The organism is Stenotrophomonas sp. MMGLT7 (assembly GCF_021168555.1).
Taxonomy (GTDB): domain Bacteria; phylum Pseudomonadota; class Gammaproteobacteria; order Xanthomonadales; family Xanthomonadaceae; genus MMGLT7.
Window position 1 is genome coordinate 1 of sequence record NZ_JAJOZS010000019.1, and the last position, 12,708, is coordinate 12,708.

The window sequence follows — 12,708 nt, forward strand, 5'->3', positions numbered from 1 at the left end:
TCGAAGCGAGCCGCCCATAATAGCGGACTTTTCCGTTTCGTCAACACCTCGTTTCGAGGTATTTCCAAAATCCCTTCGCCGTACAACCCGTAGGCCTTCCGTCGAAGCGAGCCGCCCATTATAGCCGGCTTTTCCTGCCCGTCAATACCCGATCAACTGGGTGGTGACGCTTGCCAGCTCCGTCGCGGTGCCTTGCGGCGCGCAGCTCGTTGGCGAGGCCGCGCAGTCTATACCCTTGGCTGAATACGTCAACACTTTTTTCACGGCGGCCTCATTTGCCCCTGCAATCGGCGTGCGCACGCCACGCCGCGTTCGCCCCGCTCATGCGGCGCGGACACCGATGCGCGGGTGACCCGACGCCGGTCCAACCAAGGGGCAGCGGGCGCGACGCGCGCCTGGGTTCGGCGAGAATGCCGGACGCGACTCCCACACGAGGACATCCATGTCTGCTTCTCCTGCGCGCCCTTCGCTGCTGCACGACTTCTCGCTGCCCGCGGTGATCGCGGGCTTCGTCACGGTGCTGGTGGGCTTTGCCAGTTCTGCGGTGATCGTGTTCGAGGCGGCCCGGACGATGGGCGCTTCGCAGGCGCAGATCGGCTCGTGGATGTGGGCGCTGGGCATCGGCATGGGGGTGACCTGCATCGGGTTGTCGCTGCGCTACCGGGTGCCGGTGGTGACGGCGTGGTCGACGCCGGGCGCGGCGATGCTGATCGGCAGCGGCAGCGCCGGCATTGCGCTGTCCGATGCGATCGGTGCGTTCGTGCTGGCGGCCGTGCTCGGCGCGCTGGCCGGCTTCTCCGGCATCTTCGAGAAGGCGATACGGCGCATTCCGGTATCGCTGGCCTCGGGCATGCTGGCCGGCGTGCTGCTGCGCTTCGGGCTGGACGTGTTCGTGTCGATGCAGACGCAGCTGGGCATGGCGCTAGCGATGTTCGCGACCTACCTGGGCTGCCGCCGGCTGCTGCCGCGCTATGCGGTGATCGCGACGCTGGCGGTGGGCATCGCCATCGCCGCGGGCAGGGGGCTGATGCACTTCGAGGGCGTGAACCTGCGGCTGGCCGCGCCGGTGTGGGTGACGCCGACGCTGTCGTGGCAGGCGCTGTTCGGCATCGCGCTGCCGCTGTTCCTGGTGACGATGGCCTCGCAGAACCTGCCGGGCGTGGCGGTGATCCGCGCCAGCGGCTACGACACGCCGGTGTCGCCGACGATCGGCTGGATCGGCGTGGTGAACACGCTGCTGGCGCCGTTCGGCGCCTATGCGCTGAACCTGGCGGCGATCACCGCGGCGATCTGCATGGGCCGCGAGGCCAGCGAGGACCCGGCGCGGCGCTACGTGGCCGCGGTCAGTGCCGGGGGGTTCTACCTGGTGGTGGGGCTGTTCGGGGCGACGGTGGCGGCGGTGTTCGCGGCGTTCCCGCGCGAGCTGGTGATGGCGATCGCCGGCATCGCGCTGCTGGGCACGATCGGCAACAGCCTGGCGACGGCGCTGAAGGAGGAACGCGAGCGCGAGCCGGCGCTGATCGCGTTCCTGGTGACCGCCTCGGGGCTGACGCTGGGCGGGGTCGGTTCGGCGTTCTGGGGCCTGCTGGCCGGTTCGCTGACGCTGCTGATCTGGCGGCAGCGGCGCTAGAGATTTTCGGGCCACGTGGACCCCGTCTCGCCGTTCACGCACATGCGGGAGTCCTGCGGCCTTGCCACAACCCGGACGAAAGGCACTGGGTCCCCGCCTACGCGGGGACGACGAACTGAAGCTTCCCGAGCGTAAGCACCGCCGCTTCGGCTGACGTCTGTTCGGCCTGCGTTCCTCGGAATATGGTGTGCCTGCGCAGCGACAACCGCATTCCAGGCATTGCCAGCAAGATGCCCTACGGTGCTCGCCAAAATTGGATCAGCGCAGCGGCAGGACCTCGAAGCTCTGCCTGAGCACATGCGTCTTGCCGGGTGCGAGCACCACCACGTCGGGCCCGGCGTTGGCCGCTTCCAGGCAAACGTAGTGACGCCAGCCGTCGCCGACGTCGGCCATGCCGCGGCCGCCCTGCTCGCCCGGGTTCCAGGCCACCAGCGATCGGCTGCCCTCGGTGACGATGCGGATGCGGCGGCCGAGCACCGGGTCGACGAGCGTGTAGTCGCCGCCGGCCGCGGTGTAGATGCGGTCGCTGCGGCCGGGATCGCGCGGGTCGCGCAGGCTCCAGTCGCCATTTTGGCGATGGGCGCTGGCGTAGTTCTCGAACTTGTCCAGGTAGTCGAGCCCGTCCAGGCCGGTGGCGCTGGCCTGCAGGGCGTCGCCGACCCGGAAGTAGTTGTGCAATGCCTGGGTGAAGGTGACTTCGGTGGCGCCCTCGTTGCGGGTTTCCAGCCGCTGTTCGAGGGTGCGGCCGATGCGCACGGTCATGCGCAGCGACAGCGCGATCTGGTCGAGCGGCGGCGGCGCCAGCACTAGGGTGACGGTGCCGTCGCCATCGCGCCGCGCATCGAGCAGGCGCCACGGCAGCGTGCGCACGAAGCCGTGCGCGGGGACATCCTCGCCCTGTCCCTGGCGGCCGAAGTAGGGCCAGCACACGGGGGTGCCGCCGCGGATCGGCGTGGGCGGCTGCTTGGCCAATGGCGACAGCCACAGCACGTCCTCGCCGCCGGCCGGCACGAACGACAGCAGCTGGCCGCCGAACAGGCTGATGGCGGCGGTGGAGTACGGCGTGCTGACCAGCAGCGAGGGGAAACCGTGGAAATCGCCTGTGGCCAGGCCTTCGATGTCGGGCATCTTGCTGTTCCGTGGAACGGTGGACTGGAGAAGCGCGGGATGGTTGCCGGGCAGCTTGAAGCGCGTGGGCACAGGAAGCGCCGGTGGCGTAGTGGCCGGCGCATCGCGCAGGGCCTGGAGGATGCGGCGGCCGGCGCGGCCGTCGGCCGGCTGCAGGCCCAGGCGCTGCTGCTCGGCCTGGATCGCGCGGCGGCTGGCGCTGCCGATGAGGCCGTCGGCCTGGCCGATGTCGTAGCCGCGGGCGAGCAGCAGGGTCTGCAGTTCGCGGCGCTCGGCGCGGCCGAGGCCGGGATCGTCGGTGGGCCACGGCGTGGCCAGCCCGCCGCCGCCGCGCAGGCGGTCGGACAGGGTGGCGATCGCCAGCGCGTAGCTCTCGGCGGCGTTGTAGGCGTAGATGGCGTCGTAGTTGCGGAACACCAGCAGCGCCGGGCCGGAGGCGCCGGCCGGGAGCAGCAGTGCGGCGGCGGCATCCGCCGGCAGCGACGACGGCGCGACCGGGCTGCCGTCCAGCTGGCGCACGCCGCGCGCGTTCCATTCGGACAGCGGCCGGCGCTGCGTGCGCCCGGCCAGCGCCGGATCGAAACCGGCCGGCAGTTTCACCTCCACGCCCCACGGCTGGCCGCTGCGCCAGCCGGCGCGCTTGAGGTAGTTGGCGGTGGAGGCGAGCGCGTCGGGAATGCTGGCGACCAGGTCGCGACGGCCGTCGCCGTCGCCATCCACGGCGATGCGGGCGTAGGTCGAGGGCATGAACTGGGTATGGCCGAACGCGCCGGCCCAGGAGCCGGTAAGGCCGTCGGCCTGCACGTCGCCGGACTGCAGCAGCTTGAGCAGGGCGATGAACTCGCCGCGGAAGAACGGCTGGCGGCGGCCGGCGCACGAGAGCGTGGCCAGCGAGGTCAGCAGCGGGCGCTTGCCGAACACGCGGCCGTAGTCGCTCTCCACGCCCCATACCGCGACCACGGTGGCCGGATCCACGCCGTACTCCGAGGCGACGCGCTGCAGCAGTTCGCGGTGACGGGCGAGCATGGCGCGGCCGTCGGCCACGCGCTCCTCGTCGACCAGCGCGGCCAGGTAGTCCCAGATCGGGGTGGTGAACTCCGGCTGGGCGTCGAGCAGCGGCAGCACCCCGGGATCCGGCTGCAGGCCTGCGGTGAAGCGCTGGAAACCGTCGGCGGTCACGCCCTGCGCCGCGGCGGCCTGGCGCAGCCCGGACAGGCAGCGCTCGAAACCGGCGTCCTGCGCCAGCGCCGGCATCGCGCACGCGAGCAGCGGCAACAGCCAGGGCCGCCATCGGCGCGCAGCTGCGTGCGCCCTATCCCGCATCGACGATCTCGGCCCGCCGCGACGCGTACTCGTCGGCGTCGATCAGGCCCTGGTCGCGCAGTTCGGACAGCTGCCTGAGCCGCTCCGCGACGGCGCCCCGTTCCCCCTCCCGCGCACGCCGGCGCCAGAGCAGCCAGGCCGCCAGCGCCACCAGCAATGCCGGCACCAGCACCATCGCGATGGGCCACAGCACCACCATGAGCTGCGGCAGCACGACCTGTGGGGCATCCGGGCTTTGCATGGACGTTTCTCAGCATTCCGGCGAGGGTTCGCCGCCTCCGATGTTAGAGCACCCGGCCGCGGGCGTCGCCCGCCGGCGATACCGGCCGGCGATGCTCAGCGTGCGTCGAGGTAGTACCAGCGCCCGTCCTCGCGGACGAAGCGGCTGTGCTCGACCATGCGCACGGCGCGGCCGCCGCCGATGCGGTAGCGCGCGACGAACACCACCTCGGCGGCATCGGCACCGGTCTGCGATGCCTGCTGCACGTCCAGCCCCAGCCACACCGTGCGGCCGCCGGGCGCATCGTCCAGGCTCAGTTCGGCCGGGCGGGTGGAGGGATGCCAGCTGGCCAGCAGGTAGTCGGCGTCGTGGCGCACGTAGGCGCTGTAGCGCGAACGCATCAGCGCCTCGGCATCGGGCGCCGGCTCGCCGGCGTGGTAGCGGCCGCAGCAGCGGGCGTAGTCGCGCGGCAGGCCGCAGGGGCAGGGATCGGTCGGACGTGGCTTCATCGGGGTATTGTCGCCGCCGCGGCGGGCCCATGTCGCGCCGTTCCTCGGGTGAAGGATATCGGTGTGCTGCATCGACCTCACACGATCGGCCATCGCGCTACCCGGCAGCGATCACTGCCGTCTGGATCCGCGGCCAGGCATCGTCCCAGGCGATTCTCTCCTGTTCCAACCGCAGGTTCAGGCCGAAACGGTGCCGTTTGAGCGCATCGTACAGGTGCTGTTCTTCGGCATTCAGCCCCGACAGACGCTGCGCGCGGTGCTGGCGCGGTTCGCTGCCGCACAGTGCGCGGTAGCGCAGCAAGGTGGCCTCGTCCATGAGCACGGTGCGCGCCCGCGGGGCGTACTGGCGCAGGCGGTGGAGGATAACCAGGCCGTGCGTGTCCAGGTCGCCCCAGTACAGCAGCGGCAGCTCGCGCAGCCAGCCGATGCGTTCGATGCAGTCCACCGCGTAGCCGCGCGCCATCAGCAACACCGTACCCGGCAGGTCGTCGAACGCCAGGCCGGTCTCCAGGTTCTCCACCATCACCACCCGGCGTGCCGGCAGGCGCAGCGCCGCGAGTTGCCCGATCGGCGCGGAGATGTCCTCCAGCCCGCCGACGGCGGCGCGCAGCGCCGGGTCGAGCAGGCGCAGGCGCAAGCGCCCGGGGGCGCGGCGCAGGCCGGAGAGGCGCTCGAAACCGCTGCCCGGCGGCAGTCCGCGCAGGGCCGCCAGCCAGTCGGCCAGCACCTGCCGGCGCGGCTCGATCCACTTGCTGTCGATGCCGGCGATCGGCAGCTGGCGCAGGAACAGGTCGCTGCGGGGATGCCGCTGCAGCCAGTCCAGCACCGCCATCAGGCGCAAATGATCGTCCTCGGGCAGGTCGGCGAGCAGGTCGAAATGGCGCGGCAACCGCGCATGCAGCGCGACGGCCTCGGGCCAGCGCCGCCGCAGTTCGCCGCTGCGCCGGCAGGCCTGGCGCCAGCGTGCGCCTTCGCCGAGCAGATCGGCCACGGTATCGGCATCGGGCAGCTGCCAGTTCTGCGGCAGGCGCTGCTCGCCGAGCCGCGACCAGCGCAGGGTGCGCGGCTGCACCGTCCCCGGCCGCGCCTCGTCCTGCCAGGCGCGCAGCCACTGGCCGAAGCGTGTCCATGCCTGCTCGGCCTGCTCCTGGGTGGGCGGCCTGAGAGGAATCGGCAGCGGCCACTCGCCGCCGCCGAGCAGCCAGTCGCCGCGCCGACGCCGCCAGATGCCGCGCAGTACCGCCAATGCATCGTCCGGCAGCAGCATCGGCGCGGCGGCGGCCATCGCGATCAGTCCCGCGTGGCCGGCCGGCTGCGCTCGGGCAGCTTGAGCCGCCGGCCTTGCTCGTCGTACTCGATCATCAGCACGCCCGAGTCGTGGCGGCCGCTGATCTCGACGAAGCAGGCGCCGCCGATGAACGGCTCCAGCGTCATCACCGACTTGAGCGGGGTGGCCACCACCATCTGGAAGCCGAAGTTCTCGAAGATGTTCATCGCCAGCGCGGTGAACTCGTTGTCGGCCTTGTCGAAGGCCTCGTCCAGCACCACCGCGCAGTACTGCGGCAGTTCGCCGTCCTCGCCGCCGAGCTGGTAGCGCAGGGCCGCGGCCAGGCAGGTGGTGGCCAGCTTCTGCCGCTGGCCGCCGGACTTGCCGGCACCGCTGCGGTAGATCTCGACCTGTTCGCCGCTGGCGGCGTCGAGTTCGACGCCGACGAACTCCACGTGCAGGCGCACGTCCAGCACCAATTCGCGCCAGCGGCGGTCCTCGCCCTCCTGCGAGCCGAGCCGGCGCACCAGCTCGCGCAGCACCGCGAACTGCGCCTCGGCGACGTCGCGCTGTTCGGTCTGGTGGTGGCCGAGCACGTCGCGCAGGTGCTGGTGGAACTCCACCACCTCCGGCAGGCGGCGGTCGGACAACTCGATGCTGAGCACGGTGCCGCGGTTGAACGGCACCTGCTCGAGGCTGGCGTTGACCTCGTCCAGGCGCTGGGCGATGGACTTGCGCGCCTCGGCGGTATGGCGCTGCAGCGCCAGCAGGTTGTTCTTGCTCTGGCTCTGCAGCAGTTCGAAGAAGCGCGCCTCGTGCTGCGGCAGGCCATCGCGCTCCAGCCGTTCCAGGCGGGCGAGGAAGTCGTCGGCCGCCGGCAGGCTGACGGTGAAGTCGCCGCTGTCCTGCGGCCACTGCTGGCAGTAGCGGCGGAAGCAGCCGAGCAGCAGCTGTTCGAGCCGGTTGTGCTCGGCCTGGGTCTCGGACAGTTGCTCGGTGATGGTCCGGGTGACCTCGCGGAAATGCGCCTCCAGGTTGTCCAGGCCGAGCGGGCCCAGCGCCGCCAGGCGTTCGCCCAGGCCCTGCGCCTGCAGCGGGGTGATCGCGCGGTCGGCGGCATCGGCGCAGCCCTCGCGCTGCCGTTCCAGGCGCTCGCGGTCGCGGGCGAGGATGCCGCGCTCGCGGCGCACGTCCTCGTAGGTGCGCCGGGCCTGCTCGACGTCGGCGCGGGCGCGCTCGATCGCCTCGCCGAGCTGGCGCAGGTTGGCGTCGCCGTCGCGCAGCTGGCGCAAGGCGGCGGCGATGTCGTCCAGCCGCTGCAGGCGCGCGGATACGTCGATCTCGTCCCAGTCCAGGTTGGCCAGGGTGTTGCCGGCCAGGCGCCGCGCGCCGTCCTGCTCGCGGGCGGCGCGCAGCGCGGCGATGTCGGCGTCGCAGCCGGCGATGCGCTGCGCCAGCTCGATGCCCTCGCGCTCGTACAGCGCCAGCTTGTCGCGGTTGTCGAAGCCCAGCAGCCAGCGCTTGCGGTCGCCGATGGCGTGGCGGTCGTCCTTCTCGTAGCGTTCGCCCGGGTGCTTGACCTGGCCCTCGCGGGTGATGCCGCGCTCGGCGCTGCGCAACGCCTTGGCGCTGTCCACGCACTCGTAGTCGAAGCGCCGCGCCAGCTCGCGGCGCAGCCAGCCGGCGAAGGCGTGCTCGCGCAGTTCGAGCTTGTGCGGCAGCGAACGCGGCGAGGCTTGGCGCATGGCCAGGGCGTCGTCGTTGCGGCGCACGCGGTAGTAGACCAGGCGCATGCCCAGGTGGCTGCGGTTGACCCAGTCGGCGACCTCGGCGTAGTGGCGCTCGTCCACCAGCAGCGCCTGCGCGAAGCCGTGCAGCACGCGTTCGATGGCGCCACGCCAGGCCTGCTCGCCGTCGCGCACCTGCAGCAGTTCGCCGACGAACGGCAACGCCGCCGCGGCCACGCCGGTCTCGGCGGCGATGCGCGCGCGCAGTGCCTGCAGCGGTGCCGGGATGCTGGACGGGTTGCGCTGCAGCGCCTCGATCTCGGCGCGCACCTCGGCGAAGCGCTTCTCGTCCTCGCGCCTGCCGGCCATGCGCTCGGCGATGGCCTCGTCGCGCTCGGCGGCAGCGCGCTGGCCGTCCTCGAGCAGCCGCTGCGCCTGCTCCACCTGCGCGGCGAAGCCGTGGGCGTTGTCGGCCAGTACCAGGCCGAGCTGGCGCGCGGCCTGCTCGGCCTGCGCGCGCTTGGCGAGGCGGCGATCGCGCTCGGTCTCGACGCGGGCGCGTTCGCGCTCCAGTTCGTCGATGCGCTCGCCGCCCTGCTCGCGGCGCGCGCGTTCCAGTTCGGCCAGCCGGGCTTCGTGGTTGTCCAGGTGGTTGCGGCGCTGGCCTTCCTCGCCGGCCAGGCCGCGGTCCTCGGTATCGATCTCGCGCAGGCGTGCGTCGAGCAGCTGCAGCCGAAGCTGCTCGCGGTAGCCGTCCAGGCCCAGCCGCAGCTCCTGCAGCTCGCCGCGCTGGCGCCACAGCGCCACCAGCTCGGCGTGGTAGCCGCGCGCGGGCAACAGCGTCTCCACCTGGCGCCGCGCGGTGACCACCGCCTGGTGGGCGCCGTCGAGCTCGGCGAAATCGGCCACCAGCCGCTCGGCGGCATCGAAGGTCTTCGGCTCGTCGAGCATGAAGCCGCGCAGGAAGGCGTTCAGATCGCCCAGGTTCTTGGCCGACTGGGTCTTGTGCAGCAGCCGCAGCGCCATCTCGTTGCCGATGCCGAGCAGGTGGCGGAAGCGCTCGGCATAGCCGGCGAAGCTGTCGAAGTGCTGCACGCCCTCGCCCAGGCGCTGCTTGAGCTTGCGCAGGTCCAGGTCGAAGCCGGACAGCTCGGTGGCGATGTCGAAGTTGCGCTCGGCGACCATGTAGTGCTTGCGCACGTCGGCGGCGACGGTGCCGCTGCCGGCGATCCAGAACAGCCGCACCAGGCTGACCACGCGGCCCTCGTCGCTGCGGTACTCCAGCACCAGGGCGCTCCAGGTGGCGCCCTTGCGCAGGTACTGGGTGGCGATCTCGCCCGATTCGCTGTCGTGCTGGTCGGCCCAGGCACCGCGCACGTAGGACACCAGGTTGCGGTCGCGGCCGCTGCGCTCGGCCTCGCGCGCGGCGGCGTTGAAGTCGACCAGGCTGGGCGGCACCAGCAGTGCCGACATGGCGTCGAGCAGGGTGGACTTGCCCGAGCCGGAACGGCCGACGAACAGGAAGCCGCGCGCGGCGATCGGCACCTCGGTCAGGCCGGAGAAGGTGCCCCAGTTGTGCACCTGCAGCCGGCGCATGCGCATCTGCCGCGCGCGCGGGTCCGGCAGTTCGTCGGCGAACAGGGCGGTGGACTTGGCGGTGGCGCGGGTGGGTTTCATGCGGGAGGGTGCGGGCGCGGGACTGGACGTCGGTGGTTGCGGGGGATGGGGGGTACTGCGGGCATCGGCAGGTATGCAGCCGTCGTCCCTGGGCAGGCCTGTTTCTTCAGCACATCTGAAGTTCCCCGGATCCCCTTCTCCCACTTGCGGGGGAAGGTGCCCGAAGGGCGGATGGGGGCTGCCTGGAGCATGGGAAAACGACAGCAACAGCAAAAGCCCCCCATCCGGCGCTGCGCGCCACCTTCCCCCGCAAGCGGGAGAAGGGAGTTGCCTGTTGCTTTCTCGCGGTGAAGAGACAGGCGTGCGGGGGGGACGACTGATTCGGGTTTCATGGCGCGGCCTCCGCTTCATCCCCGCCCTCGTCCTGCTCGCGCAGCTGGCGGTAGACCTGTGCCAGCGCGGCCACGTCCTCGGCCGAGAACAGCAGCTTGAGCGCCGGCGAGACCTCGTAGCGCTCGTCCTCGCCGCGCAGGCGGGAGAGGACGTGGTTGTCCTTCATCTTCTGCACCGCGGCGGCGACGCGGCGCACGAAGCCGGCGCGGTCGGTGGACAGGTTCTTCTCGTACACCGCCAGCGCCTCGGTCAGCTGCGCTTCCTCGACCACCGCGCGCAGGCCGCGGGCGTCGGCCTCGGCCAGTTGCTGGCGCAGGTACAGCAGCAGCACCGAGTCGATGAAGGTCAGCGGCGCGGTGCGCAGCAGCACCGGCGTCTCCAGTTCGCCGGTGTCGGCCTGGCGGGTGAAGGCGATGCCGGCCTCGCGGTCGAGCACCAGCTCCAGGAACAGCTCGGACAAGGCGCTGCGGATCGCCGCCTCGCTGCGCAGCAGCGCCGGCCACAGGCGGCCGTGGCGCTGGGCGTCGATGCTGGGGCCGGCCAGCAGCTGGCACAGCGCGCGCCGCGCCTCGACCGGCAGGCGGCCGCTGTCGCCGGGAAACAGGGCGGTGGCCGCATCGATGGATGCATCGTCATCCGAGGCGAGGCCGGCGTCGAATTCCGGTTCGTCGAATGCAGGCGACGGATCGCGCTCGTGCCCGGGTCCGCTCCATTCAGGCAAGTTCATCGCGTTTCTCCTGGGTGAACCAGACCAGCGGGATACGCGCGCGGCGCAGCTGGCCGTCGCCGCCGCGCCACTGCGCCAGTTCGTATTCGTCGGCGGCGACGATGCCGTGGCGGGTGCCCAGCGACAGGTAGCCGATCACGCTGCCCAGGCCCTGCGGTGCGGCGCGCTGCTGCAGCGCCTGGGCGATGGACAGCCGCGGCTGCGCCTCGAGCAGTTCGTACAGGTCGCGGCGCAGGCCGCGGAAGTCGATCTCCGAGGCCGCCACCAGCTCGCCGACGCTGTCCAGCGAGATCGCCGCGGTATCGTTGCGGACGATGCCGCCGTCCACCCGCTGCTGGCGCGGATCGTGCAGCCGCCACTGCGACAGCGAGCGCAGCCGGCTGGTGCTGAGCATCAGCTCGCGGCCGATGCCGCGCTGCGCCGGCAACCGGTCGCGCAGCTGCAGCGCCTCGGCCTGGGCCTGCTTGAGCAGCTGGTTGAGCCGGCGCTGCTCCAGGTAGCCGCGGCTCTGCACGAAGCCGCGCAGGCTGCGGGCGAAGTGCTGCAGCACGTCGTGGACCTGGCCGCCGCGCTCGAGCATGGTGGCGGTGAGCCCGCGCAGGAAGCCGCGCTCGCGGCGGTCGAGCCGGCGGGCGAAGCCGCGCGCCAGCACCGTCTCCAGCGCGGCGTCGAGCTGCGCGCTCTGCTCGGCGTCGTTGAGCAGCGCCCAGAACGCCTGGAAGCTGCGCCCGGCGTCGCTGTCGCCGATCACGTCCACGCCGGCGAACAGCCGCGCCAGCACCTCGCCGCGCTCGCCCTCGTCGTCGATGATGCGCTCGCGGAACTCGCGGTTCAGCCGCTCGAAGTCGTCGCGCACGCGGCGGAAGTCCTCGGTCAGCTCGTCGGCCAGGGCGATCACCTGGCGGGCGCGTTCCAGCGCGCGCTTGCCGTCCAGCGCGGCGACCCTGCCGGCGGCCACGCGGGCGATCTCGGCATCGATGCGGTCGCGCTCGTCGCGCAGCGCCGACAGCCGCGCGTCGGGATCGGACTCGGTCAGCGCGGCCAGCTGCGACAGCTGCTGGATCACCAGCGCCAGGCGGCTCTCGGTGGCCGCGCTGCGCGCCTGCTCCAGGCCGTTGACGAAGCGGATCGCCTGCGTGGCCTGGGTGGACAGCTCGTATTCCTCCTGCGCCGCGCCCTCGGGCAGGCGCCGCTCCAGCCAGCCCTGCGCCAGCCAGTGGGCGACGTAGGCCTGGGCGGTGCGCGGCAGCTCGCGCAGCAGCTGGTCGGCGTTGAGCTCGTCGAGCATCTGCTGCAGGCGCGCGTGCAGCACCGCCGCCGGCAGCCGCCGCTCGCCCTCCAGCAGCAGCGTGTGCAGCAGGCCCGCCACCTCGGGTGCCTGGTCGGCGGCCAGCAGCTTCCACAGCGGCTGCTCGCGCAGCAGGCGGTAGCGGGCGATGCGGGCGCGGTGCTTCATAGGCGAAGCGCGCTTCAGCGGCGGTGGTTGCCGGCCTCGATGAAGCGCAGGAACTCGTGGCGGGTGCGCGCGTCCTGGCGGAAGCTGCCGAGCATCTTGGAGGTCACCATGCTGACCCCGCGCTTGTGGATGCCGCGGGTGGTCATGCACTCGTGCGCGCCCTCGACCACCACGCCTACGCCCAGCGGCTGCAGCACGTCCTGGATGCACTGGGCGATCTGCGCGGTCATCTTCTCCTGCACCTGGAAGCGGCGCGCGTAGGCCTCCACCACCCGCGCCAGCTTGCTGATGCCGACCACCTTGCCGTCGGGCAGGTAGCCGACGTGGACCTTGCCCAGGATCGGCGCCATGTGGTGCTCGCAGTGGCTTTCGTACTCGATGTCGCGCAGCACGATCAGCTCGTCGTAGCCGGCCACCTCCTCGAAGGTGCGCTCCAGGTACTCGCGCGGATCCTCGCGGTAGCCGCTGAACCAGTCGCCGTAGGCCTCGGCCACGCGCCGCGGGGTGTCGAGCAGGCCCTCGCGCGCCGGGTCCTCGCCGGCCCAGCGCAGCAGCGTGCGCACGGCATCTTCGGCCTGGGCCTGGGTGACGGGGGAGTTGGAGGAATCGTGCTGGCTCATGTTCGCGGAAAACGGACCCGTACAGGGGGCTGCATGGTACTCGCTCCCTTTCCGCTAATTGCTTAGCCAGGAAATTAGTAGTAACCTAACT

Annotated in this window: 9 protein-coding genes; 1 reads left to right on the forward strand and 8 read right to left on the reverse strand. The window is 71.8% G+C overall.

Going from position 1 to position 12,708, the window contains the following annotated elements; translation table 11 throughout:
- Positions 1-442: 442 nt before the first annotated feature.
- The gene (locus tag LRX76_RS17265; protein ID WP_231806870.1) at positions 443-1,630 is read left to right on the forward strand and encodes a benzoate/H(+) symporter BenE family transporter; all 1,188 of its coding nucleotides are present in this window, start codon (positions 443-445) and stop codon (positions 1,628-1,630) included.
- Positions 1,631-1,888: 258 nt separating this feature from the next.
- On the opposite strand, the gene LRX76_RS17270 is transcribed toward LRX76_RS17265, so the two are convergent.
- The 8 genes from LRX76_RS17270 to folE form a co-directional block, all read right to left on the reverse strand.
- On the reverse strand, positions 1,889-4,081 hold the full coding sequence (locus LRX76_RS17270) for a lytic murein transglycosylase (RefSeq protein WP_231806871.1): 2,193 nt from the start codon (positions 4,079-4,081) through the stop codon (positions 1,889-1,891).
- On the reverse strand, positions 4,071-4,322 hold the full coding sequence (locus LRX76_RS17275) for an SHOCT domain-containing protein (protein ID WP_231806872.1): 252 nt from the start codon (positions 4,320-4,322) through the stop codon (positions 4,071-4,073). The genes LRX76_RS17270 and LRX76_RS17275 overlap by 11 nt, the downstream gene beginning before the upstream one ends.
- A gap of 95 nt (positions 4,323-4,417) precedes the next feature.
- Positions 4,418-4,810, reverse strand: a complete 393-nt coding sequence (locus tag LRX76_RS17280; RefSeq protein ID WP_231806873.1) for a YchJ family metal-binding protein — start codon at positions 4,808-4,810, stop codon at positions 4,418-4,420.
- 97 nt (positions 4,811-4,907) lie between these two features.
- Entirely contained in the window at positions 4,908-6,095 is a 1,188-nt protein-coding gene (locus LRX76_RS17285; protein ID WP_231806874.1) for a DUF3322 and DUF2220 domain-containing protein, read from the reverse strand.
- A gap of 5 nt (positions 6,096-6,100) precedes the next feature.
- Entirely contained in the window at positions 6,101-9,481 is a 3,381-nt protein-coding gene (locus LRX76_RS17290; RefSeq protein WP_231806875.1) for an SbcC/MukB-like Walker B domain-containing protein, read from the reverse strand.
- Between the two features lie 328 nt (positions 9,482-9,809).
- A complete protein-coding gene (locus LRX76_RS17295) occupies positions 9,810-10,541 on the reverse strand; it encodes a DUF4194 domain-containing protein (protein WP_231806876.1) in 732 nt (243 codons plus the stop codon).
- On the reverse strand, positions 10,528-11,997 hold the full coding sequence (locus tag LRX76_RS17300; protein WP_231806877.1) for a DUF3375 domain-containing protein: 1,470 nt from the start codon (positions 11,995-11,997) through the stop codon (positions 10,528-10,530). The genes LRX76_RS17295 and LRX76_RS17300 overlap by 14 nt, the downstream gene beginning before the upstream one ends.
- A gap of 14 nt (positions 11,998-12,011) precedes the next feature.
- Entirely contained in the window at positions 12,012-12,617 is a 606-nt protein-coding gene (folE, locus tag LRX76_RS17305) for a GTP cyclohydrolase I FolE (RefSeq protein WP_231806878.1), read from the reverse strand.
- Positions 12,618-12,708 lie beyond the last annotated feature (91 nt).

Bases quoted from the DNA above. Each gene is read 5' to 3' on its own strand.
- LRX76_RS17275 (WP_231806872.1), bottom strand. From the start codon at position 4,322: ATGCAAAGCCCGGATGCCCCACAGGTCGTGCTGCCGCAGCTCATGGTG.
- LRX76_RS17295 (WP_231806876.1), bottom strand. From the start codon at position 10,541: ATGAACTTGCCTGAATGGAGCGGACCCGGGCACGAGCGCGATCCGTCG.
- LRX76_RS17290 (WP_231806875.1), bottom strand. From the start codon at position 9,481: ATGAAACCCACCCGCGCCACCGCCAAGTCCACCGCCCTGTTCGCCGAC.
- LRX76_RS17270 (WP_231806871.1), bottom strand. From the start codon at position 4,081: ATGCGGGATAGGGCGCACGCAGCTGCGCGCCGATGGCGGCCCTGGCTG.
- LRX76_RS17265 (WP_231806870.1), top strand. From the start codon at position 443: ATGTCTGCTTCTCCTGCGCGCCCTTCGCTGCTGCACGACTTCTCGCTG.
- LRX76_RS17285 (WP_231806874.1), bottom strand. From the start codon at position 6,095: ATGGCCGCCGCCGCGCCGATGCTGCTGCCGGACGATGCATTGGCGGTA.
- folE (WP_231806878.1), bottom strand. From the start codon at position 12,617: ATGAGCCAGCACGATTCCTCCAACTCCCCCGTCACCCAGGCCCAGGCC.
- LRX76_RS17300 (WP_231806877.1), bottom strand. From the start codon at position 11,997: ATGAAGCACCGCGCCCGCATCGCCCGCTACCGCCTGCTGCGCGAGCAG.
- LRX76_RS17280 (WP_231806873.1), bottom strand. From the start codon at position 4,810: ATGAAGCCACGTCCGACCGATCCCTGCCCCTGCGGCCTGCCGCGCGAC.